Source organism: Longimicrobium sp. (genome assembly GCF_048594345.1).
Lineage (GTDB): Bacteria > Gemmatimonadota > Gemmatimonadetes > Longimicrobiales > Longimicrobiaceae > Longimicrobium.
The window spans coordinates 1-26,436 of record NZ_JBMDXM010000149.1; the positions used below are offsets into that span (position 1 = coordinate 1).

Sequence of the window (26,436 nt, forward strand, 5' to 3'; positions counted from 1 at the left end):
CTCCGGCTCCACGGGGCAGCCGAAGGGGGTGATGGTGGAGCACCGGAGCCTGGCCAACCTGGTGGCGTGGCACCGCGCCGCGTTCGGGGTGCAGGCGGGCGACCGGTCGTCCAGCGTGGCGGGGTTCGGGTTCGACGCGACCACCTGGGAGGTGTGGCCGCCGCTCTGCTCCGGCGCGGCTCTGCTGCTTCCGTCCACGCGCGATCCGCAGGCGCTGCTGGAGTGGTGGGAGGCGCAGGCGCTGGACGTGAGCTTTCTCCCCACGCCGCTGGCGGAGGTCGCGTTCGCGCGCGGCCGGGCCAGCGCGGGGCTGCGCACGCTGCTGATCGGCGGCGACCGTCTGCGGAGCATGCCGGCCGAGCCGCTGCCGTATACGCTGGTGAACAACTACGGGCCCACGGAGACCACCGTGGTCGCCACCTCCGGCGAGATCGGTGCGTCCGCGAAAGTGCACATCGGCCGGCCGATCGCCAACATGCGCGTCTACGTGCTGGACCGGGCGGGTCATCCGGTGCCGGAGGGTGTGGCGGGCGAGCTGTACATCGGTGGGGCGGGGGTGGCGCGCGGCTACCAGCACCGTCCGGGTCTTACGGCGGAGCGCTTCGTCCCCGATCCGTTCGCCAGCGAGCCGGGCGCGCGGCTGTACCGAACGGGTGACCTGGCCCGGTGGCTGGCGGACGGGACGCTGGAGTTCGTGGGCCGCACCGACTTTCAGGTGAAGATCCGCGGCTTCCGCATCGAGCTGAGCGAGGCCGAGGCGCGGCTTTCCGAGCATCCCGCAGTACGCGATGCGGTGGTGCTGGCACGCCAGGATGTGTCCGCAGACCCGCGGCTGGTGGCGTACTACGTGGGCGAGGCGCTGGACGTGGAGACGCTTCGCGCGCACCTGTCGGAGCGGCTGCCGGAGTACATGGTGCCGGCGGCGTACGTGCGCTTGGCGACGCTTCCGCTTACGCCCAACGGCAAGGTGGATCGCAAGGCGCTCCCCGCGCCCGAAGGCGACGCCTTCGACGCGCGTGCGTACGAAGCGCCTGTGGGGGAAACCGAGCAGGCACTGGCGGAGATCTGGGCGGAGCTGCTGGGCGCGGAGCGCGTGGGGCGCGGCGACGACTTCTTTGCGCTGGGCGGGCACTCGCTGCTGGCCGTGCAGGTGATCTCGCGCGTGCGGCAGACGCTGGGCGTGGAAGTCTCGTCGCGCGACGTGTTCGAGCGGCCCCTGCTGGCGGACTTCGCGCGCGGGCTGCAGACGGCCGCACGCGCGGAATCCGCCGCCATCGAGCGGGTGGATCGCACGGGCAACGTTCCGCTGTCGTTTGCGCAGCAGCGGCTGTGGTTCCTGGAGCAGCTGGGCGGCACCGGCGCGGCGTACCACATCCCCATGCGCCTGCGGCTGCAGGGCGCCCTGGACCGTGGCGCGCTGGTCCGCGCCCTTGACCGCATCGTCGCGCGCCACGAGGTGCTGCGGACGACCTTCCCGACGGTGGATGGCGAGCCGGTGCAGCGCATCGCCCCGGCGGAGGAAAGCGGGTTCCGGCTGCTGGAGCACGACCTCCGCGCCGCGCCTGATGCGGAGGACGCGTTGCGCCGCCTGGTGCGCGACGAGGCGAGCGCGCCCTTCGACCTGGCGCACGGTCCGCTGATCCGCGGGCGCCTGGTGCGGATGGGGGCGGACGACCACGTGCTGCTGCTGACGATGCACCACATCGTCAGCGACGGCTGGTCGGCCGGCGTGCTGCACCGCGAGCTGGGCGCCCTGTACGCCGCCTTCGCGGCCGGCGAGACGGATCCGCTGCCGCCGCTGCCGGTGCAGTACGCTGACTATGCCGCGTGGCACCGCCGCTGGGTGGAGGGGGATGTCCTGCGGCGGCAGGCGGACTACTGGCGCCAGACGCTCGCCGGTGCGCCGGAGCTGCTGGAACTGCCGACGGACCACGCGCGCCCGACGCGGCAGGACTTTGCCGGCGCGTCGCTGCCGATCGAGCTGGACGAGGCGCTGACGGCGGCGCTCAAGACGCTGGGGCAGCGGCACGGCGCTACCCTTCACATGACGCTGCTGGCCGGATGGGCGGCCGTGCTCGCCCGGCTGTCGGGCCAGGACCAGGTGGTCGTCGGCACGCCGAGCGCCAACCGCGGCCACGCCGAGGTGGAGGGGCTGATCGGCTTCTTCGTCAACACGCTGGCACTGCGCGTGGACTTGTCCGGCTCGCCCAGCGTGGCGGAGCTGCTGGGGCGGGTAAAGGAGCGGTCGCTGGGCGCGCAGCAGCACCAGGACATCCCCTTCGAGCAGGTGGTGGAACTGGTGCAGCCGGTGCGCAGCCTGGCGCACACGCCGCTGTTCCAGGTGATGTTCGCCTGGCAGAACGCACCGGGCGGCGCGCTGCAGCTGCCCGGGCTGACGGTGGGCGCCGCGGGCGTGGGCGATGCCGACGCGGCGCCGTTCGACCTGTCGCTGGAGTTGTGGGAGGATGACGGACGGATCGCCGGCGCGCTGAACTATGCGACCGCGCTCTTCGACCCCGCGACCGTGGAGCGCCACGCGGGCTATCTGCGGCGGGTGCTGCAGGAAATGGCCGCGGACGACACGCGGCCCGTCGACCGGCTGGAACTGCTGTCCGCGGCCGAGCGCGCGCGGGTGGTGGTGGAGTGGAACCGCACGGCGGCCGAGTATCCGCGCGGGTCGTGCATCCACACGCTCTTCGAGGCCCAGGCGGCGCGGACGCCCGACGCCGTCGCCGTGGAATACGAGGACCGCGCGCTGTCGTACGCGGAGCTGAACGCGCGGGCCAACCGCTTGGCGCACCACCTCCGCGCCCTGGGTGTGGGTCCGGACGCCCGGGTGGCGCTCTGCGTGGAGCGCGGGGTGGAGATGATCGTGGCGATGCTGGCCGCGCTCAAGGCCGGCGGCGCGTACGTCCCGCTGGACCCATCGTACCCGGACGAGCGGCTGCGCTACATGCTGGCCGACAGCCGCCCCGCGGTGCTGCTGGCGCCGCAATCTCAGGCGGAACGGTTCGCGGCGGCTGGCGTGCCGGTGCTGGACCCCGCGGACGGCGCGGAGTGGGCGCATCATCCGGACACCGATCCGCGGCCGGGGGGGCTCTCGCCCGACCACCTGTGCTACGTCATCTACACCTCCGGCAGCACCGGGCGTCCCAAGGGCGTGGCGGTGCCGCACCGCGGTGTGGCGAGCCTGCTAGCGGACATGCAGCGCCGCGCGCCGATCGGCGAGGGTGACGGGTGCAGCCTGTGGACCAGCACCAGCTTTGACGTCTCGGTCTACGAGATCTTCTCCGCGCTGCTGGCTGGCGGGCGGCTCTGCATCCCACGCGACGACGTGCGGCTGGAGGCAGGGGCGTTTCTGGACTGGATGGAGGCGCGCGACGTCCACAGCGCCTACCTGCCGCCGTACTTCCTGGCCGAGTTGCGTGACCGCGTCGCCCGGTCACCCGGGCGGAGCCGCTTGCACCGCCTGCTGGTGGGGGTGGAGCCCATCCCCGAGCCGCTGCTGGCGGAGATCCGGCGCAGCGTCCCCGGGCTGCGGATCATCAACGGCTACGGGCCCACGGAAACCACCATCTGCGCCACCCTGCACGACGTGCCCGACACGGCACGTGGCGAGCGGTTGACGCCGATCGGCCCGCCGGCGGCCAACACCCGCGTGTTCGTGGTGGATGCGCGGATGCGGCCGGTGCCGGTCGGCGTCGTGGGCGAGCTGTACGTGGGCGGCGTGGGGGTGGCGCGCGGATACCTGAACCGCCCGGCGCTGACGGCGGAGCGCTTTGTCCCCGACCCGCTCTCGGGCGAACCGGGGGCGCGGCTGTACCGCACGGGCGACCTGGGCCGGTGGCTGCCGGAGGGGGCGCTGGCGTTCGCCGGCCGCACCGACGCGCAGGTCAAGGTGCGCGGCTACCGCGTGGAGCCGGGGGAGATCGAGGCGCGGCTGGCGGAGCACCCGGCGGTGCGCGAGGCCGTCGTCGTGGCGCGGGAGGACGCGCCGGGCGAGACGCGGCTGGTGGCGTACGTGGTGGGCGATGAGGCCGGGGCGGATGTTCTCCGTGCGCACCTGGCCGAGCGCCTTCCCGAACACATGGTTCCCGCGGCGTACGTGCGGCTGGAGACGCTTCCGCTTACCCCCAGCGGCAAGGTGGACCGCCGCGCGCTCCCCGCGCCCGAGGGTGACGCCTACGTGACGCGCGGCTACGAGGCGCCGTCCAGCGACGCGGAGACCCCGGTGGCCGGGATCTGGGCCGAGGTGCTGGGCGTGGAGCGGGTGGGCCGGCGCGACCACTTTTTCGAGCTGGGCGGGCACTCGCTGGTGGCGGTGCGCGTGATCTCCCGCGTGCGGGAGGCGCTGGGCGTGGAGGCGCAGGCGGGCGACCTGTTCGAGCGGCCGGTGCTGGCGGACTTTGCGCGCGGGCTGCAGACCGCCGCGCGGGCTGAGGCGACGGCGATTGCGCCGGTGGAGCGCTCCGGCCCGCTGCCGCTCTCGTTTGCGCAGCAGCGGCTGTGGTTCCTGGAGCAGCTGGGGAACCTGGGCAGCACCTACCACATCCCCAGCGGCCTGCGGCTGCGGGGCGAGCTGGACCGCGGCGCGCTGGTCCGCGCGCTGGACCGCATCGTCGCGCGCCACGAGGCGCTGCGGACAACGTTCCACGCGGTGGATGGCGAGCCGGTGCAGCACATCGCCCCGGTGGAGGAGAGCGGATTCCGGCTGGTGGAGCACGATCTCCGCGCCTCGCCGGACGCGGAGGGGGAACTGCGCCGCATCGTGCAGGACGAGGCGAACGCGCCGTTCGACCTGGCGCGGGGGCCGCTGGTGCGCGGGCGGCTGGTGCGGATGGCGGCAGACGACCACGTGCTGCTGCTGACGATGCACCACATCGTCAGCGACGCCTGGTCGGCCGGCGTACTGCACCGCGAACTGGGCGCGCTGTACACCGCCTTCGCGCGCGGCGAGGGCGATCCGCTTCCGCCGCTGCCGGTGCAGTACGCCGACTACGCCGCGTGGCACCGCCGCTTCGTGGAGGGCGAGGTCCTGGAGGCGCAGGCGGACTACTGGCGCCAGACGCTCGCGGGCGCGCCGGAGCTGCTGGAGCTGCCGGCCGATCATCCCCGGCCCGCGCGCCAGGACTTTGCCGGCGCGTCGGTGAACGTGGTGTTCGACGAGGCGCTGACGGCGGCGCTCAAGACGCTGTCGCAGCGCCACGGCGCCACGTTGTTCATGACGCTGCTGGCCGGATGGGCGACCGTTCTTGCCCGGCTCTCGGGGCAGGACGACGTGGTGGTCGGCACGCCGAGCGCCAACCGCGGCCACGCGGAAGTCGAGGAGCTGATCGGCTTCTTCGTCAACATGCTCCCGCTGCGTGTGGACCTGTCGGACGGGCCCGGGGTGGGTGAGCTGCTTCAGCGGGTGAAGGCGCGCGCGATGGAGGCGCAGCGGAACCAGGACATCCCGTTCGAGCAGGTGGTGGATCTCGTCCATCCCGCGCGCAGCCTGGCGCACACGCCGCTTTTCCAGGTGATGTTCGCCTGGCAGAACGCGGCGCGTGAAAGCCTGCAGCTGCCGGGGCTTGCACTGGGCCCGCTGGACGCCGTCGGGTATGCGTCGTCGCGGGTGAGCGCAAAGTTCGACCTTTCGCTGGATCTGTGGGAGGAAGACGGGCGGATTGAGGGGGTGGTGGAGTACGCCACCGCGCTGTTCGAGCGGGAGACGGTGGAGCGCTGGCTGGGCTATCTGCGGCGCGTGCTGGAAGGGATGGTGGCGGACGAGCAGGGCAGGGTGGAGCGGCTGGAGCTGCTCTCCGCCGCCGAGCGCCGCCAGGTGGTGGAGGAGTGGAACGCAACCGATGCGGCGTATCCCGCGGACCGGTGCATCCACGAACTCTTCGCAGCCCGGGCTGCGCGCACGCCGGACGCGACCGCGATCGTCTGGAGAGACGAGACGCTGAGCTACGCCACGCTGGACCACGCCGCCAACCGGCTGGCGAAGCACCTGCGGCGGCGCGGCGTGCGCCCGGAAACCCGCGTGGGCATCTGCCTGGAGCGCGGCCCGGAGCTGGTCGTCGCCATCCTGGCCGTGCTCAAGGCGGGCGGCGCGTACGTGCCGCTGGACCCGGCGTACCCGGCGGAGCGGCTGGCCTTTATGCTCGCCGACTCGGGCGCGCCGCTCCTGCTCACCCGGCTGCCGCTGCCGGACGGGCTCACGGCCGACGGCGTCGAGGTCGTCTGCCTCGACGCCGATCGCGAGCGCATCGCGGCCGAGAGCACCGAGGCGCCGGCCGCCGGCGTGCTGCCGGAGAACCTGGCGTACGTCATCTACACCTCCGGAAGCACCGGCCGCCCCAAGGGGGTGCTGGTGCCGCACCGGGGCGTGCCGAACCTGGCGTATGCGCAGGCGCGCCGCTTCGGCATCGACAACGCCAGCCGCGTCCTGCAGTTCGCCTCGTTCTCGTTCGACGCGGCGGTGGCGGAACTGTTCGACGCGCTGCTCACTGGCGCCACGCTGGTGATGGCGCCTCGCGAGGCGCTTCTCCCCGGTCCGGGGCTGCTGGAGACGCTGCGGCGCGGTCGCGTCACCGTCGCCACCCTGCCGCCGTCGGTGCTGGCCATCCTTCCGCCGGACGACCTGCCGGAGTTGCGTACGGTGGCGAGCGCCGGCGAGGCGGTGGACGCCGCGACGGTGGAGCGGTGGAGCGCCGAGCGCACCTTCGTGAACGCCTACGGGCCCACGGAGGTCACGGTTTGCGCCACGTCCGCGCGCTGCGAGCCGGACGGGCGTGCGCCGACGATTGGCCGCCCGCTGGAGAACGTGCGGGTGTACGTGCTGGACGCGGCCGGCGCGCCGGCGCCGGTCGGCGTTCCCGGCGAGCTGTACGTGGGGGGCGTCGGGGTGGCTCGTGGCTACATGGGCCGGCCGGGGCTGACGGCGGAGCGGTTCGTTCCCGATCCCTTCAGCGGTGAAACTGGGGCGCGGCTGTACCGGACGGGCGACCGGGCGCGGTGGTCGGCGCGCGGCGAGCTGGAGTTCCTGGGGCGGGTGGACGAGCAGGTGAAGGTGCGCGGCTTCCGCATCGAGCCGGGCGAGATTGAGGCGCGGCTGCTGGAGCACGCCGGCGTGCGCGAGGCCGTCGTTGTGGCGCGCGAGGATGCGCCGGGCGAGAGCCGGCTGGTGGCGTACGTGGCGGGCGACGAGAAGGCCGGAGCGGACGTGCTGCGGGCGCATCTATCCGAACGCCTTCCCGAATACATGGTCCCGGCGGCGTACGTGCGGCTCGATACGCTTCCGCTCACGCCCAACGGCAAGATCGACCGCAAGGCGCTCCCCGCGCCGGAGGGCGACGCGTTCGCCTCGCGCGGGTACGAGGCGCCGTCCGGACAGGTGGAGGAGGCGGTCGCGGCGATCTGGTCGGAGCTGCTGGGCGCGGAGCGCGTGGGACGGCACGACCACTTTTTCGAGCTGGGCGGGCACTCGCTGCTTGCGGTGCGCGTGGTCTCGCGCGTGCGGCAGGCGCTGGGCGTGGAGGCCCTGCCGGGCGACGTGTTCGAGCGGCCGGTGCTGGCGGACTTCGCGCGCGGGCTGCAGACGACCGCGCGCGCTGAAGCGGCCGCAATCGAGCGCGTGGATCGCACCGGCACCATTCCGCTCTCCTTCGCGCAGCAGCGGCTGTGGTTCCTGGAGCAGATCGGCGGGACGGGGGCGGCGTACCACATCCCGGTGAGCCTGCGCCTGCGGGGCGAGCTGGACCGCGGCGCGCTGGTCCGCGCGCTGGACCGCATCGTCGCCCGCCACGAGGTGCTGCGGACCGTCTTTGCCACGGTGGATGGCGAGCCGGTGCAGCGCATTGCCCCGGCCGAGGAGGGCGCGTTCCGGCTGGTGGAGCACGATCTGCGCGCCGCGCCGGATGCGGACGACGAGCTGCGCCGCATCGTGCGCGACGAGGCGAGCGCGCCGTTCGACCTGGCGCAGGGGCCGCTGATCCGCGGGCGGCTGGTACGGATGGCGGCGGACGACCACGTGCTGCTGCTGACGATGCACCACATCGTCAGCGACGGCTGGTCGACGGGCCTGCTGCACCGCGAGCTGGGCGCGCTGTACGCCGCCTTTGTGCGCGGCGATGCCGATCCGCTGCCGCCGCTGCCGGTGCAGTACGCGGACTACGCCGTATGGCACCGGCGCCGGGTGGACGGGCCGGTCCTGGAGGCGCAGGCGGAGTACTGGACCCGGACGCTGGCTGGCGCGCCGGAGCTGCTGGCCCTTCCCGCCGACCATCCCCGGCCCGCGCGGCAGGACTTTGCCGGCGGGCTGGTGAAGGTGGAGCTGGACGAGGGGCTGGCCACGGCGCTCCGGACGCTGTCGCAGCGGCACGGCACCACGCTGTTCATGACGCTGCTGGCCGGATGGGCCGCCGTGCTCGCCCGGCTCTCGGGCCAGGAAGACGTCGTCATCGGCACCCCGTCCGCCAATCGCGGCCAGGCGGAGGTGGAAGAGCTGATCGGCTTCTTCGTCAACACGCTTGCCGTCCGGATCGACCTGTCGGACGGGCCGGATGTGGGCGAACTGCTGGATCGCGTCAAGACGCGGGCGCTGGAGGCGCAGCGCAACCAGGACATCCCGTTCGAGCAGGTGGTGGAGCGGGTGCGCCCCGTGCGCAGCCTGGCGCACAGCCCGCTCTTTCAGGTGATGTTCTCCTGGGAGGAAGCGACGGATGGCGAGCTGGCGCTGCCGGGGCTGACCGTCGGCGACGCGGGCGTGGCCGGGACGGATACGACCAAGTTTGACCTGCTGCTGTCGCTGGGAGAGCGCGACGGGCGCATCGCCGGCTGGCTTACGTACGCGCGGTCGTTGTTCGAGCGCGAAACGGCGGAGCGCTACGCGGGCTACTTTCGCCGTGTGCTGGAGGCGATGGCGGCGGACCGGGGCGGCCGCATGGACCGGGTCGCGCTCCTTGCCGCGGCCGAGCACGACCAGGTGGTCCACGCGTGGAACCGGACGGCGGCGGACGTTCCCCGCGGCGCGTGCCTGCCGGACCTGTTCGAGGCGCAGGCGGCGCGTACCCCGGACGCCGACGCGGTGGTGTATGGGGACCAGTCGCTTTCGTTCGCGGCGCTGAACGCGCGCGCCAACCGGCTGGCGCACCACCTCCGCGCGCTGGGTGTGCGGCCGGATGCGCGCGTGGGGCTGTGCCTGGAGCGTAGTGTGGACGCCATCGTGGGCCTGCTGGCCGCGCTCAAGGCCGGGGGCGCGTACGTCCCGCTGGACCCGTCGTACCCGGTGGAGCGGCTGCGCGACATGCTGGCGGACAGCGCGCCCGTAGTGCTGCTTACGCAGGCGTCGCTGCGGGAGCGCGTCGGCGCGCTGGGCGTGCCCATGCTCGCGCTGGACGCGGACGCCGGCGCCTGGGCGGAGCTTTCCGCGGAGAATCCCGCGCGCCCGGGACTTACGCCGGAGCACCTGGCGTACGTCATCTACACGTCGGGATCCACCGGCCGGCCCAAGGGCGTGATGGTGCGGCACGGCTCGGTGGTGAACCTGGCCGCGGCGCTCCAGGCGCGCATCTACGCGGAGCATCCCTCCCCGCTGCGCGTGGGCGTCAACGCGCCGCTCGTCTTTGACGGGTCGGTCAAGCAGGTCATCCAGCTGCTGTCGGGACACGCGCTGTGCCTGGTCCCCGACGCGGTTCGCCGCGACCCCGCGGCGCTGGTGGCGTGGCTGCGCACCGAGCGCGTGGATGCGCTGGACATGACGCCCTCGCTGCTGCGGCTGGCGCTGGGCGCGGGGCTGGGCCGCGACGGCGTTCCGCGCTTCGTGCTGGTGGGCGGCGAGGCGGTGGATGACGAGCTGCGCGAGCGGATGTCGCGGGTCCCCACCCGCTTCTACAACGTCTACGGCCCCACGGAGTGCACCGTGGACGTGACCGCCCGCGAGATCGGGGCGGCGGGCCCCGCGGCGGCGATCGGCGGTCCGCTGCCCAACGTGGCGACGTACGTGCTGGATCCGGGGCTGCTCCCCGTCCCCGCCGGGGTGGCGGGGGAGCTGTACGTGGGCGGCGCCGGGGTGGCGCGCGGCTACCTGAACCGCCCCGCGACGACGGCGGAGCGCTTTGTCCCCGACCCGTTCGGCGGCGAGCCGGGCGCGCGGCTGTACCGCACCGGCGACCGCGTCCGCTGGCGGCAAGACAGTGCGGAAGTGAGTTCGCCCCTCGACTCCCGTACTGACGCACTCACGCACTCACGCACTGCGTACCTGGAGTACCTGGGCCGCCTGGACGTGCAGGTAAAGGTCCGCGGGTTCCGCATCGAGCTGGGCGAGATCGAGGCGCGGCTGGCCGAGCATCCCCAGGTGCGGCAGGCCGTGGTCCTGGCGCGCGAGGACGCGCTGGGCGAGACGCGGCTGGTGGCGTACGTCGTCGGCGGCGCGCCGGACGCGCAGGCGCTGCGGGCGCATCTCGCGCAGCGGCTCCCGGAGTACATGGTCCCCGCGGCGTACGTGCGGCTGGACGCGTTCCCGGTCACCACCAACGGCAAGGTGGACCGCAAAGCGCTCCCCGCGCCGGAGGGCGACGCGTTCGCGGCGCGGGCGTACGAGGCGCCGGTGGGCCCGGCGGAGCAGGCGGTGGCGGCGATCTGGGCGGAGCTGCTGGGGGCGGAGCGGATCGGGCGGCACGACCACTTCTTCGAGTCGGGCGGCCACTCGCTGCTGGCCGTGCGCGTGGCGTCGCGCATCCGGCAGGCGCTGGGCGTGGAGGCCGCGCCGGCGGACCTGTTCGAGCGTCCCGTGCTGGCGGACTTCGCGCGCGTGCTGGAGACGGCCGCGCGCGCGGAAGGGGCGGCCATCCAGCGGGTGGATCGCATCGGAACCATCCCGCTCTCCTTTGCGCAGCAGCGGCTGTGGTTCCTGGAGCAGCTGGGCAGCCTGGGCAGCACCTACCACATTCCCATGGGGATGCGGCTGCGGGGCGGCCTGGATGGCGACGCGCTGCGGCGCGCGCTGGACCGCATCGTCGCGCGCCACGAGGCGCTGCGTACCACCTTTCCGGCGGTGGACGGCGAGCCGGTGCAGCGCATCGCCCCCGCCGAAGGGAGCGCGCTGCGGCTGGTGGAGCACGATCTCCACGCCGCGCCGGACGCGGAGGACCGCCTCGTCCGCATCATGTCCGAGGAAGCGGCGGCGCCGTTCGACCTGGCGCAGGGGCCGCTGATCCGCGGGCGGCTGGTGCGCATGGCGGCGGACGACCACGTGCTGCTGCTTACGATGCACCACATCGTCAGCGACGGCTGGTCGGCCGGCGTGCTCTTCCGCGAGCTGGCCTCGCTGTACGCCGCGTTCGCGCGCGGCGAGACGGATCCGCTCCCGCCGCTGCCGGTGCAGTACGCCGACTACGCCGTGTGGCACCGCCGCTGGGTGGAGGGACCGTTCCTGGAGGCGCAGGCGGAGTACTGGACGCGGACGCTGGCCGGTGCGCCGGAGCTGCTGGAGCTGCCCACCGACCATCCGCGGCCGGCGCGGCAGGACTTTGCGGGTGCCTGGGTGGATGTGGAGCTGGACGCACCGCTGGCGGCGGCGCTGAAGACGCTGTCGCAGCGGCACGGCACCACGCTGTTCATGACGCTGCTGGCCGGATGGGCGGCCGTGCTCGCCCGGCTGGCGGACCAGGACGACGTGGTGATCGGCACCGCGAGCGCCAACCGCGGCCACGCCGAGGTGGAGGAGCTGATCGGCTTTTTCGTCAACACGCTCCCCCTTCGCGTGGACCTCTCGGACGGGCCGACGGTGGGGGAGCTGCTGCTCCGGGTGAAGTCGGGCGCGCTGGAGGCGCAGCGCAACCAGGACATCCCCTTTGAGCAGGTGGTGGAGCGCGTGCGCCCCACGCGCAGCCTGGCGCACGCCCCGCTCTTTCAGGTGATGTTCGGCTGGCAGGACGCGCCGGACGGCACGCTGGAGCTGCCGGGGCTGCGGTCCGCGGCCGTTCCGGTATCCGCCCCTGAGACCGCGAAGTTCGACCTTACGCTGACCCTGGCCGAGAGCGGGGACCGGATCGTCGGCGGGCTGAACTACGCCAGTGCGCTCTTTGACCGGGCGACCGTTGAGCGCTGGGCGGGGTATCTGCGGCGGGTGCTGGAGGGGATGGCCGCGGACGAGAGCCGGCCCGTGGGGCGGCTGGAGATCGTCCCGGAGGCCGAGCGCGCCCGGGTGCTGGACGCGTGGAGCCGCACGGAGGCGGTGCAGCCGGGCGCGTCGCGCGTGCACGCGCTGTTCGAGGCGCAGGTGCAGCGCGCGCCCGGCGCGGCGGCGGTGGTCTTCGGCCACGACCGCATGAGCTACGCGGAGCTGAACACGGCGGCCAACCGGCTGGCGCGGCGGCTCCGCACGGCCGGCGTGGGTCCGGACGCGCGCGTGGGGGTGATGCTGGAGCGCTCCGCCGAACTGGTGGTCGCGCTGCTGGCGGTGCTCAAGGCGGGCGGGGCGTACCTGCCGCTGGACGTGTCGCTCCCCGCCGCGCGCCGCGCCGCGCTGGCGGCGGACGCGGGCGCCGCCGTGCTGGTGACGCGCGAGCCGGCGCTGGAGGGCTTCGGCGGGACCCTCGTTTCCCCCGCGGAGGCGGAGGGGGAGGACGGAGATGATCTCGGGCTCGAGGTCCCGGCCGCCGCGCTGGCGTACGTCATCTACACCTCCGGATCCACCGGGACACCCAAGGGCGTCGGCGTGGCGCACGCGGAAGCCGCCGCGCACTGCCGCGCGGCCGTGTCGGCGTACGGGCTGACCCCGGCGGACCGGGTGCTGCAGTTCGCCGCCGTTGGCTTCGACGTGTCGCTGGAGCAGATGCTGGCGCCGCTCTCCGTCGGCGCCTGTGTGGTGATGCGGGGGAGCGAGGTTCCGACGCCACTGGAGCTGGCGCGGCAGGCGGCGGAGCAGGGGATGACCGTCATCAACCCCCCGACGGCGTACTGGCACCAGCTGGCGGCGGACGCGGACGCACTGGAGATTCTTGCCCGCACCGTCCGCCTGGTGATCGCCGGCGGCGAGGCGATGAGCCCCGCGGCGGCGCGCGGCTGGGCGTCCGGACCCGCGTCCGGGGTGCGGCTGCTGAACGGCTACGGACCCACCGAGGCGGTGGTCACCTGCGCGGCGTACGACGTGCCGCCCACGCTGCCGGAGGGGGCGGTGCACGTCCCCGTGGGGCGGCCCCTCGCCGGGCGCGCGGCGTACGTGGTGGATGGGTGGATGCACCCGGCCCCGCTGGGCGCGCCGGGCGAGCTGTGCATCGGCGGCGTGCTGGCGCGCGGCTACCTGGGGCGCCCGGCGGCAACCGCGGCGGCGTTCGTCCCCGATCCGTTCTCCGCCACGCCCGGCGCGCGGATGTACCGCACCGGCGACCGTGCCCGCTGGCTGGAGGAACGCGCGGACGTGGGTTCGGGATTCGACAGCTCACGCACGCACGCACTCCCGCACTCACGCACCCGGGTCCTTGAGTTCCTGGGGCGGCGCGACCACCAGGTCAAGGTGCGGGGCTTCCGCATCGAGCTGGGGGAGATCGAGGCGCGGCTGGCCGGGCACCCGGAGGTGCGCGAGTCCGTCGTCCTGGCGCGCGAGGACGCGCCGGGCGACCGGCGGCTGGTGGCCTACGTGGTCGGCGGCGAGGGCGCGTCGGCGGAGGCGCTGCGGGCGCACCTGGCCGAAACGCTCCCCTCGTACATGGTGCCGACGGCGTTCGTGCGGCTGGACGCCTTTCCGCTCACCCCCAACGGCAAGCTGGACCGCGCGGCGCTCCCGGCGCCGGAGGGCGACGCCGGTGCGCGCGAGTACGAGGCGCCGGTGGGGAAGGTGGAAACGTCGCTGGCCGAGATCTGGGCGGAGCTGCTGGGCGTGGAGCGCGTGGGGCGTGGGGACGACTTCTTCATGCTGGGCGGGCACTCGCTGCTGGCGGTGCAGATGATCTCGCGGGTGCGGCAGGCCATGGAGGTGGAGCTTGCGCTGGTCGCCGTGTTCGAAACGCCCGTGCTCTCCGCGCTCGCCGACCGCATCCTGGACCTGCGGCTGGCCCGCTTCGACCCCGAAACCCTCGCGCGGCTCGCGGCGCTCGTTCGCGAGCCCGGCGCGCCGACCCCGTAACGCACCGTGACCGTACACCACTTCCCGGACAGCCGTCCTTGAACATGCAGAACCTTTCGGCCGCCGAGCGCCTGGCTCTTCTCGAACTGCTCGAGGCCACGGCGCCCAAGCAGGCCGCGCCCAAGCTGTCGCAGATCGAGCCGGCCAACCGGAGCGGACTGCTGCCGCTCTCCTTTGCGCAGTGGCGGCTGTGGTTTCTGGATCAGCTGGGGATCCCCGGCGCGGTCTACCACATCCCCACCCGCCTGCGGCTGAAGGGCGAGCTGAACCGCAACGCGCTGGTGCGCGCGCTGGAGCGGGTGGTCGCCCGCCACGAGGCGCTGCGCACCACCTTTGCCGAAGTGGACGGCCAGCAGGTGCAGCGCATCACGCCGGCCGAGCAGAGCCCCTTTCAGCTTACCGAGCACGACCTGCGCGGCTACCCGGATTCGGCGGCGGAGCTTGGCCGGCTTCTGGACGAAGAGTCTGCCACCCCGTTCGACCTGGCGCGCGGGCCGCTGATCCGCGGGATTCTGATCCGCCTGGCGGACGATGAGCAGGTGCTGCACATCACCATGCACCACATCGTGTCCGACGGGTGGAGCATGGGGGTGTTCACCCGCGAGCTGAGCGCGCTGTACGCCGCCTATCGCGAAGGTCAGCCGGATCCGCTTCCCCCGCTGCCCATCCAGTACGCCGACTTCGCGGTGTGGCAGCGCAACTGGGTGAACGGCGAGGTGCTGAAGGCGCAGGCGGAGTACTGGAAGCAGACGCTGTCCGGCGCCCCCCGGCTGCTGGAGCTGCCCACCGACCGCCCCCGGCCGCCGCGGCAGGACTTTACCGGCCGCGACGTGGAGATCGAGCTGGACCCGGAGCTTACGGCGGCGCTCAAGGCGCTTAGCCAGCGGCACGGCGCCACGCTGTACATGACGTTCCTGGCCGCGTGGGCCGTCGTCCTGGGCCGCCTCTCCGGCCAGGACGACGTGGTGATCGGCACGCCGGTGGCGGGGCGCGGACGGGCCGAGATCGAGGGATTGATCGGCTTTTTCGTCAACACCCTGCCGGTGCGCGTAAGCCTGTCGGGCGCGCCCACCATGGCGGAGCTGCTGCGGCGGGCCAAGGAGCGGGCGCTGGAAGCGCAGCAGCACCAGGACATCCCCTTCGAGCAGGTGGTGAACCTGCTGCAGCCGGCGCGCAGCCTGGCGCACACGCCGCTCTTTCAGGTGATGTTCAACTGGCTGAACATGCCCGAGCGCGACCTGAAGCTTTCCGGCCTGGCGCTGGCCTCCGCGGCGACGTCGTCGCCCCCGCCGCCGCGAGCGGGGCCCGGACCGGGACCGGGGGCGCAACCGGCGGCGCCCGCGCCGCCTCCGGCGCCTTCGGAGGCGTCGGCGCAGTTCGACCTGACGCTCACCCTGTTCGAGCGGCGCGGGCGGATCGCGGGGAGCATGGAGTACGCGACGGCGCTGTTCCATCGGGAGACGATCGAGCGCCACCTGGCGTACCTGCGGCGGGTGCTGGTGCAGATGGTGGCGGACGAGCGCCGGAGCGTGGAGCGGGTGGAGCTGATGTCCCCCGCGGAGCGCAGGCAGGTGGTGGAGGGGTGGAACGCCACGGAGCTCCCCGTCCCGGACGGCCCGTGCCTGCACGAGCTGTTCGAGGCGCGGGTGGAGGAGACGCCGGGCGCCACGGCGCTGGTGTTCGAGGGCGGCGAGCTTACCTACGCGGAGCTGAACGCCCGCGCCAACCGCCTGGCGCACCGGCTGCGCGCCCTGGGGGTGGGACCGGACGCGCGCGTGGCGGTCTGCGCCGAGCGCGGGCCGGAGCTGGTGGCGGGGCTGCTGGCCGTGCTCAAGGCGGGCGGTGCGTACGTCCCGCTGGACCCGGCGTACCCGGAAGACCGGCTGCACTGGCTGCTGGAGGACGCCGCGCCCGTGGCGGTGCTGGCGCACGCCTCGCTGGCCGCGCGCTTCGCGGGCGCGGGCGTGCCGGTGGTGGAGCTGGACGCCGCCTCGCCGGCCTGGGCGGCCGGGGCGGAGACCAACCCCGGGCGCGGGGCGCTGCTGCCGGACCACCTGGCGTACGTGATCTACACCTCCGGCTCTACCGGGCGGCCCAAGGGGGTGATGGTCACCCACCGCGCCGTGGGGCGGCAGGCCGCCGCCGTGCGGGCGGGCTTTGGCCTGCGGGCGGACGACCGCGTGCTGCAGTTTGCCTCCGTGGCGTTCGACGCCGCGGTGGAAGAGATCTTTGGCGCGCTGCTCACGGGGGCGGCGCTGGTGCTGCGCACCGACGCGTGGCTGGAGGGCGCGCACGGCTTCTGGGGCCGGTGCGCGCAGAACCGGGTGACGGTGGCCGACCTGCCCACCCGCTTCTGGCAGCTGCTGGTGGACGAGCCCTCAGCCGCCATCCCGCCGTGCGTGCGGCTGCTGGCCATCGGCGGCGAGGCGGTGGAGCCGGCGGCGCTGCGGGCGTGGTTCGGGACCGGCGGGCACCGGCCGCCCCTCCTCAACACCTACGGCCCCACCGAGACCACGGTCAACGCCACGCTCCGCGAGATGGTGGACGATCCCGCCACCTGGCGCTCCATCGGCCGGCCGGTGGCCAACACGCGCGTCTACCTGCTGGACGCGCGGGGCGCGCCGGTGCCGGTGGGGGTGGCGGGCGAGCTGTACATCGGCGGCGGGCAGGTGGCCCGCGGCTACCTGGACCGTCCGGGGCTGACCGCCGGGCGGTTCGTTCCCGACCCGTTCGCCGGGGAGCCCGGGGCGCGGCTGTACCGGACGGGCGACCTGGGGCGGTGGCTTCCGGAAGGGACCATCGAGTTCCTGGGCCGCACCGACTTCCAGGTAAAGATCCGCGGCTTCCGCATCGAACTGGGCGAGATCGAGGCGCGGATCGCCGAGCACCCCGAGGTGCGCGACGCGGTGGTGCTGGCTCGCGAAGACGTGCCCGGCGACCGGCGGCTGGTGGCGTACTGCGTGGCCGGGGAGGGGCTGGACGTGGAAGCGCTGCGTGCCCACCTGGCCGGGCAGCTTCCGTCGTACATGGTGCCGGCGGCCTTTGTGCGGCTGGATGCGTTCCCGGTCACCGCCGGCGGCAAGGTGGACCGCAGGGCGCTTCCGGCGCCGGAGGGCGACGCGCTCGCCACGCGCTACGAGGCGCCGGAGGGCGAAACGGAGCAGGCGGTGGCCCAGATCTGGGCCGAGGTGCTGCGCGTGGAGCGCGTGGGCCGCGGCGACAACTTCTTCGAGCTGGGCGGGCACTCGCTGCTGGCGGTGCAGGTGATCTCGCGGCTGCGGCAGCGGCTGCAGGTGGAGGTGGCGCTGCGCGACCTGTTCACCCGGTCCGTGCTGGCCGACTTTGCGCGCGGGCTGGAGACCGCTTCGCGCGCCGAGCTGCCGGCCATCGCGCCGGTGGCGCGGGGGGCGGACCTTCCGCTCTCGTTTGCGCAGCAGCGGCTCTGGTTCATCGAACGGCTGGGCGGCGCGGGCGCGGCGTACCACATCAACCTGCGCCAGCGGCTGCGGGGTGAGCTGGACCGCGACGCGCTGCGGCGGGCGCTGGACCGCATCGTGGCGCGGCACGAGGCGCTGCGCACGACGTTCGCCGAGGTGGACGGCGAGCCGGTGCAGCGGATCGCGCCGGCGGAGGCAAGCCCGTTCCAGCTGGCGGAGCACGACCTGCGCGGCCCGGCGGACGGCGGGACGGAGCTGCGCCGGCTGATGGCGGACGAGGCGGCTGCGCCGTTCGACCTGGAGCGGGGCCCGCTGATCCGCGGCCGGCTGGTGCGCATCGGCGACGACGACTACGTGCTGCTCATCACCATGCACCACATCGTCTCCGACGGCTGGAGCATGGGGGTGCTCACCCGCGAGCTGGGCGCCCTGTACGGCGCCTTCCGCGCCGGGCGGCCCGACCCGCTGCCGCCGCTGGGGGTGCAGTACGCCGACTACGCCGCCTGGCAGCGGCGCTGGGTAGAGGGCGAGGTGCTTCGGGAGCAGGCGGAGTACTGGCGGGGAACGCTGGCCGGCGCGCCGGAGCTGCTGGAGCTTCCCGCCGACCGCCCCCGTCCGCCGCGGCAGGACTTTACCGGCGCCACCGTGAACCTGGTGCTGGACGAGGCGCTTTCGGCCGCGCTCAAGGAGCTTTCCCGGCGGCACGGGACCACGCTGTACATGACGCTGCTGGCCAGCTGGGCGGCGGTGCTCTCCCGCGTGACGGGGCAGGACGACGTGGTGGTGGGCACGCCCACGGCCAACCGGGGACGCACCGAGATCGAGGGGCTGATCGGCTTCTTCGTGAACATGCTCCCGGTGCGCGTGGAGATGTCCGACGGGCCCACGGTGGCCGCGCTGCTGGCCCGGGTGCGGGAGCGCGCGCTGGGCGCGCAGCATCACCAGGACATCCCCTTCGAGCAGGTGGTGGAGATCGTCCACCCGGCGCGCAGCATGGCGCACGCGCCGCTTTTCCAGGCAATGTTCACCTGGCAGAACGCCCCCGGCGGCGGCGCCGGGCTCGCCGGGCTCACCTTTGCGCCCATGGCGCCGGCCGGACCGGCGGAGCGCTCCGGCGGGGGAACGGCCGCGCCGGCACCGTCCGGGCCGGCGACGTCCGCGCAGGCGCCGTCCGGACAGGCACCGTCTCCGCACGCACCGTCTCCGCAGGCGGCGGCGCACGTCGACCTGTCGCTGGTGCTCTCCGAGCAGGGCGGGCGGATCGCGGGGAGCGTGACCTACGCCGCCGCGCTCTTTGAGCGGGACACGGTGGAGCGCTGGGTGGGATACCTGCGCCGGGTGCTGGAGGCGTTCGCCGCCGACGACGGCCAGGCCGTGGACGCGCTTCCGCTGCTGCCGGACGCGGAGCGGCGGCTGGTGGTCGAGGCGTGGAACGCGACCGATGCGGAGTACCCGCGCGGGCTGTGCATGCACCAGCTGTTCGAGGCGCAGGTGCGGCGCACGCCGGACGCGGTGGCCCTGATGTCCGGTGACGGATCACTGACGTACGCGGAGCTGAACGCCCGCGCCAACCGGCTGGCGCGGCGGCTGGCCGCGCTGGGCGCCGGTCCGGAGCGGATCGTGGCGCTGGCGCTGGAGCGTTCGGTGGAGATGGTGATCGCGCTGCTCGCCGTCGCCAAGACGGGCGCCGCCTTCCTCCCCGTCGATCCGGAGTACCCCGCCGAGCGCCGGAGCTGGATGCTGGAGCGCTCCGCCGCCCCGGTGATCCTCACCACCTCCACGCTTGCCGCCGATCTGCCGGAGACGCAGGCGACCGTCGTTGCGCTGGACCGCATTGCGGCGGAGGTCGCGGCGGAAGATGACGGCGATCTTGCGGTCGATGTGGACGCGGAAAACGCGGCCTACGTGATCTTTACCTCCGGATCGACCGGGCGGCCGAAGGGCGTGGTGGTGCCGCACCGGGGGATCGGAAACCTGGCGGCGGCGCAGCGCGAGGCGTTCGGCATCGAGCCCGGCGCGCGCGTGCTGCAGTTTGCCTCGTTCTCCTTTGACGCGGCGGTGGCCGAGGTGGCGCACACGCTGCTGGGCGGCGCCACGCTGGTAATGGCGCGCTCCGGCCAGGCCGGCCCCGAGCTGCTGGCGCTGCTTCGCGACCAGGCGGTCAACGTCGCCACGCTGCCGCCCGCGCTGCTGGCCGTGCTTCCGGCGGACGATCTGCCGGCGCTGCGGACGATCGTGTCCGCCGGCGAGGCGGTGTCGGCTGAGGTGGTGGCGCGCTGGGGCCAGGGGCGGCGCTTCGTGAACGCGTACGGCCCGACGGAGACCACCGTCTGCGCGACGGTCTCCATCGAACCTTCCGCGATTGGCCGGCCGGTGATCGGCAGGCCGATCGCGAACGTGCGGGTGTACGTGCTCGACGCGCGGATGCAGCCGGTGCCCGTCGGTGTGGCGGGCGAGCTGTACGTGGGCGGCGTGGGCGTGGCGCGCGGCTACCTGGGCCAGCCGGCGCAGACGGCGGAGCGCTTTGTCCCCGACCCGTTTGGCGGCGAGCCCGGCGCGCGGCTGTACCGCACCGGGGACGAGGGACGCTGGCTCCCGGACGGAACGATCGAGTTCCTGGGGCGCACCGACTTTCAGCTCAAGGTGCGCGGCTTCCGCATCGAGCCGGGCGAGATCGAGGTGCAGCTGCGCGAGCACCCGGCGGTGCGCGAGGCCGTGGTGGTGGTGCGCGAGGACGCGCCCGGGGACCGGCGCCTGGTGGCCTATTTCGTGGGCGAGGCGGTCGGGATCGACGCGCTGCGGGCGCACCTGTCGGAGCGGCTGCCGGAGTACATGCTGCCGGCGGCGTACGTGCGCCTGGATTCGTTTCCGCTTACGCCCAGCGGCAAGCTGGGCCGCCAGGAGCTTCCCGCGCCCGAGGGGGAAAGCTACGCGCGGCAGGGCTACGAGGCGCCGGTGGGGGAGACGGAAGAGGCGCTGGCCGAGATCTGGGCCGAGGTGCTGCGCGTGGAGCGGGTGGGGCGCCACGACCACTTCTTCGAGCTGGGCGGCCACTCGCTGCTGGCCGTCCGCGTGATCTCGCGCGTGCGGCAGGTGCTGGGCGTGGAGCTGGGGATCGCCGACCTGTTCGAGAAGCCGGTGCTCTCCGCGCTGGCCCAGCACGTGGTCCATGCGCTGCTCGCCCAGTTTGACCCCGAGGAGCTGGCGCGGCTCAGCGCGCTGCTGGACGAAGATACCACGCCGGGGTGATCCCCCCGGGCGCGGCGATGCGGGGCCGGCCGGCTCCGCTTCGCCCCCCGCCGGCACACCTCAGACGGGCCCGGCCGGCCCGTTCACCGCGACCTTTGTATCCGCCCCATGACGTTGACGCCCCCGGTTACCAGCGCGGAAAAACTGCTGAAGCTCGCCCGGGCCGCCAGGCTCCAGCGCAGTCCGGCGACCGCGCCCATCGAGCCGGTGGAGCGTGGCGGCGCGCTGGCGCTCTCCTTTGCGCAGCAGCGGCTGTGGTTCATGGAGCAGCTGGGCGACCTGGGCGATGCGTACCACATCCCCGCGCAGCTGCGGCTGGAACGGGCGCTGGACCGGGCGGCGCTGCGGCGTGCGCTGGACACGATCGTGGCGCGCCACGAGGCGCTGCGCACGACGTTCGTGGAGGTCGATGGCGAGCCGGTGCAGCGCATCGCGGCGGAGAGCCGGTTCCATCTCCTGGAGCACGACCTTGGAGAGCACCCGGCCGCGGCGGCGGAGCTGCGCCGGCTGGCGGCGGACGAGGCGGGGGCGCCGTTCGACTTGGAGCACGGGCCGCTGATCCGTGGCCGTCTGGTGCGCCTGCCCGGCGACGAGCACGTCCTGCTGATGACGATGCACCACATCGTCTCCGACGGCTGGAGCATGGGGGTGCTGACGCGGGAGCTGGGCACGCTCTACGCCGCCCTTCGCCGCGGCGAGCCCGATCCGCTGCCTCCGCTCCCCGTGCAGTACGCGGACTACGCGGCCTGGCAGCGCAAGTGGGTGGATGGCGAGGTGCTGCGGCAGCAGGCGGAGTACTGGGAAACGACGCTCGCCGGCGCGCCGGAGCTGCTGGAGCTGCCCGCCGACCGTCCGCGCCCCGCCCGGCAGAGCCATGCCGGGGCCCTGGCCGGGGTGGAGCTGGATGAAGCGGTGACGGCGGGGCTCACGTCGCTTAGCCGGCGGCACGGCACCACCCTCTTCATGACCGTGCTCGCCGGGTGGGCCGCGGTGCTGGCGCGCCTGTCGGGGCAGGACGACGTGGTGGTGGGCATGCCCAGCGCCAACCGCGGGAGGGCGGAGATCGAGGGGCTGATCGGCTTCTTCGTGAACACGCTGGCGCTGCGGGTGGACCTTTCCGGCTCGCCCACGGTGGCGGAGCTGCTGGGGCGGGTAAAGGCCCGGGCGCTGGGTGCGCAGCAGAACCAGGACATCCCTTTCGAGCAGGTGGTGGAGCTGGTGCAGCCGGTGCGCACCCTGGCGCACACGCCGCTCTTTCAGGTGATGTTTGCCTGGCAGACCGCGTCCGAGGGTACGCATGAGCTTTCCGGCCTGGCGGCAGCGGAGTCGGCCCCGCTGCGCGCGCCGTCCACGCAGCCGGGGGCCGCGCGGACGACGGCCAAGTTCGACCTTTCGCTCTCCCTCGCCGAGCGGGACGGCCGCATCGCCGGCACCCTGACGTACGCCACCGCGCTCTTCGACCGGACGACGGTCGAGCGGCACGTGGGGTACCTGCGGCGGGTGCTGGAGGCGATGGCCGCGGACGAGAACCAGGCCGTGGACCGGCTGCCGCTGCTTCCGGAGACGGAGCGCCGCCTGGTTGTGGAGGAGTGGAACGATACGGACGCCGGGTACCCCCGTGGCGCGTGCGTCCACGACCTGTTCCGTGCGCAGGCGGCGCGGACCCCGCACGCGGTCGCGCTCTCCTGGCGCGGCGAGCGGTGGACGTACGCGCAGCTGGAGGCGCGCGCGAACCAGCTGGCGAACGCGCTGCGCCGCCGCGGGGTGGGGCCGGAGACCCGCGTGGGCATCTGCCTACCGCGCACGCCGGAGCTGGTGGCGGCGATGCTGGGCGTGCTGAAGGCGGGGGGCGCGTACGTGCCGCTGGACCCGGCCTACCCGCGCGAGCGGCTGGGCTACATGCTCGAGGACGCGGGTGTCGCCCTCGTCATCACCGACTCCGTCCTCGCGGATCGCCTGCCTGAGGACGCATCCGCGCTGCTCCTGCTCGACCGCGAGCGCGACGCGATCGCGGCGGAATCCGTCGATGCGCCGGACAGCGGCGTGCTGCCCGAGAACCTGTCGCACGTCATCTTCACCTCCGGGTCCACGGGTCGGCCCAAGGGGGTGATGATCCGCCATTCCTCCACCGTCGTCCTGCTGCACTGGCTGCGGGAGAACGTGACGGACGAGGAGCGCTCGTCGGTGCTCTTCTCCACCTCCATCAACTTCGACGTCTCGATCGCCGAGGTGTTCGGCACGCTGGCGTGGGGCGGAAAGCTGGTGATCGCCGAGAACGCGCTGGAGCTGGCGACCGTCGACGAGGCCGTGGTGCACGTCAGCATGGTGCCCAGCGCGGCGGCGGAACTGCTGCGCAGCGGTGGCATCCCGGCGAGCGTAAAGACGCTGAACCTGGGCGGTGAGGCGCTGCCGAGCGCGCTGGCGCAGGGGTTGTACGGGCTGGGCACGGTGGAGAAGGTCGGCAACCTCTACGGGCCGACGGAAGACACGACGTACTCGACCTACTACGTCGTGCCGCGCGGCGCGGACCAGGTGCTTGTGGGCACGCCGGTGGCGAATACGCAGGCATACGTCCTCGATCACCATCTCCAACCCGTGCCGGCCGGTGTGGTCGGCGAGCTCTACCTGGCGGGCGACGGCCTGTCGCGCGGGTACGCGAACCGTCCGGCGATGACGGCGGAGCGCTTCGTCCCCTGTCCGTTCGGCGCGCCGGGGAGCCGGATGTACCGGGTGATGGACCGCATCCGCTGGCGGGAGAGTGGGGAGGTCGATTCCGTGTCCCCGAACTCACGTACGGACGCACCGACGCACGCACGCACTGCCGCACTCGAGTACCTGGGCCGGATCGATTTCCAGGTCAAGGTGCGCGGCTACCGCATCGAGCTGGGCGAGATCGAGGCGCGGCTCGCGGAGCACGCGGGCGTGCGCGCCCCCGTCGTTCTCGTCCGCGAGGACACGGCCGGCGACCGGAGGTTGGTCGCGTACTACCTGGGGGATGAGCCGGTCGCCGTGGACGCGCTGAAGTCGCACCTTGCCGACCGCCTGCCGGGGTACATGGTGCCGGCGGCGTACGTGTGGATGGAGGCGTATCCGCAAACCCCGAACGGCAAGACTGACCGCAAGGCGCTCCCCGCGCCAGAAGGGGATGCGTATTCGGCCCACGAGTACGCGGCGCCGGTGGGCGAGACCGAGGAGGCGCTGGCGGGGATCTGGGCCGAGGTGCTGGGCGTGGAGCGGGTAGGGCGCCACGACAACTTCTTCGAGTTGGGCGGGCACTCGCTGCTGGCCGTGCGGGTGACCTCGCGCGTGCGGCAGGTGCTGGGCGTGGAGGTGGGGATCGCCGATCTGTTCGAAAAGCCGGTGCTCTCCGCGCTCGCCCAGCACGTGGTGCAGGCGCTGCTCGCCCAGTTCGATCCCGCGGAGTCCGCGCGCCTGACCACGCTGCTTGGCGACGATGCCGTCCCGGGAGCCGCTGCCCTTCCGCACGACGCCGACGGTGCCAGCCAGCCCGTTCGGCACGACCCCGGCTTTCGCCCCATGACGCCCGATCCGCCGGTCACCAGCGCGGACAGACTGCTGCAGCTTGCCCGCACCGCCAGGCTGCGGCGCGACACGGTGTCGGCGCCCATCGAGCCGGTGGAGCGTGGCGGCGCGCTGCCGCTCTCCTTTGCGCAGCAGCGGCTCTGGTTCCTGGAGCAGCTGGGCGACCTGGGCGACACGTACCACATCCCCATGCGGCTGCGGCTGGGACGGGAGCTGGACCGGCCGGCGCTGCGGCGTACGCTGGATGCGATTGTCGCGCGCCACGAGGTGCTGCGCACCACGTTCGTCGAGGTGCAGGGCCAGCCGGTGCAGCGCATCGCGCCGCCGGGCGCCTTTCACCTGGTCGAGCACGATCTGGGCGACCACCCGGGCGCCGCGGCGGAGCTGCGCCGGGTGTCGGCCGAGGAGGCGGGCGCGCCCTTTGACCTGCGGCAGGGGCCGCTCATCCGCGGCCGGCTGATCCGGCTGCCGGGGGACGACCACCTGCTGCTTCTGACGATGCATCACATCGTCTCCGACGGCTGGAGCGTGCAGGTGCTGAGCCGCGAGCTGAGCACGCTCTACGCCGCGTTCCGGCGCGGGGAGGCCGATCCGCTCCCGCCGCTCCCGGTGCAGTACGCCGACTACGCGGTCTGGCAGCGCAGGTGGGTGGATGGTGAGGTGCTGCGGCGGCAGGCGGAGTACTGGAAGACGACGCTCGCCGGCGCGCCCGAGCTGCTGGAGCTGCCCGTCGATCATCCGCGCCCCCCGCGGCAGGACCACGCCGGGGCCGCCCTGAGCATCGACCTGAGCGAGGAGCTGACGGCCGGTCTCAAGGCGCTGGGGCAGCGGCACGGCGCCACGCTCTTCATGACCGTGCTCGCCGGGTGGGCCACGGTCCTGGGCCGCCTGTCGGGGCAGGACGACGTGGTCGTCGGCACGCCCAGCGCCAACCGGGGGCGCACTGAGATCGAGGGGCTGATCGGCTTTTTCATCAACACGCTGGCGGTGCGGATCGGCCTCGGCGGCTCGCCATCCGTTTCGGATCTGCTGGGGCGGGTGAGGGAGCGGGCGCTGGGCGCGCAGCAGAACCAGGACATCCCCTTCGAGCAGGTGGTGGAGCTGGTGCAGCCGGCCCGCAGCCTGGCACACGCGCCGCTCTTTCAGGTGATGTTCGCCTGGCAGAACGCAGCGGGGGACCGGGCGGAGGCACCCGCTCCCAGGCCGGGAGACGCGGGCGCGGCCCCGGGCGCGGGGGCGCCATCGCAGGCGACGGCGAAGTTCGACCTGTCGCTCGCCCTTTCCGAGCGCGACGGGCGGATCGTGGGGAGCCTTACCTACGCCACGGCGCTCTTTGAGCAGGCGACGGTGGAGCGCTGGCTGGGCTATCTGCGCGCGGTGCTGCGCGCCATGGCGGCCGATGACGCGCAGGCGGTGGATCGCATCGAGCTGCTTTCGTCGGATGAGTGGCGCCGGGTGGTGGAGGACTGGAACCGCACGGAGGCCGAGTATCCGCGCGAGCTGTGCATCCACCAGCTCTTCGAGGCGCAGGCGGAGCGCGCGCCGGAGGCCGTCGCCGTCGTCCACGAGCGTGAGCAGGTGACGTACGCGGAGCTGAACGCGCGCGCGAACCGGCTGGCGCACCACCTCCGCACCCTGGGCGTGGGTCCCGACACACGGGTGGCGATCTGTGTGGATCGCGGCGTGGAGATGATGGCCGGCCTGCTGGCCATCATGAAGGCGGGCGGCGCGTACGTCCCCCTCGACCCCGCCTATCCCGCCGAGCGTCTGGAGTACATGCTGGCGGACAGCGCGCCGGCCGTCCTGCTGACGCAGGGCTCGCTGGCGGGGCTGTTCTCCGGGACGGATGTACAGGTGATCGACCTCGCGGCGGATGCGGGGACATGGGCCGGGGAGCCGGAGACGAACCTCAGTCCCGTGAGCATCGGGCTGACGCCGGATCATCTCGCGTACGTCATCTACACCTCCGGCTCCACGGGGCAGCCGAAGGGGGTGATGGTGGAGCACCGGAGCCTGGCCAACCTGGTGGCGTGGCACCGCGCCGCGTTCGGGGTGCAGGCGGGCGACCGGTCGTCCAGCGTGGCGGGGTTCGGGTTC

Annotated in this window: 2 protein-coding genes and 1 pseudogene; all 3 read left to right on the forward strand. The window is 73.5% G+C overall.

Annotated features, from left to right (window positions below):
- On the forward strand, window positions 1-14,110 hold a 14,110-nt coding region (locus ACOJUJ_RS16200; RefSeq protein ID WP_420127936.1), incomplete at its 5' end, for a non-ribosomal peptide synthase/polyketide synthase.
- Window positions 14,111-14,148: 38 nt separating this feature from the next.
- Window positions 14,149-20,796: an amino acid adenylation domain-containing protein gene (locus tag ACOJUJ_RS16205; protein ID WP_420127937.1), complete on the forward strand. Its 6,648-nt coding sequence runs from the start codon at window positions 14,149-14,151 to the stop codon at window positions 20,794-20,796.
- A 198-nt stretch (window positions 20,797-20,994) separates the two neighbouring features.
- Window positions 20,995-26,436 (forward strand): annotated as a pseudogene (locus ACOJUJ_RS16210) (amino acid adenylation domain-containing protein); the annotation flags it as partial.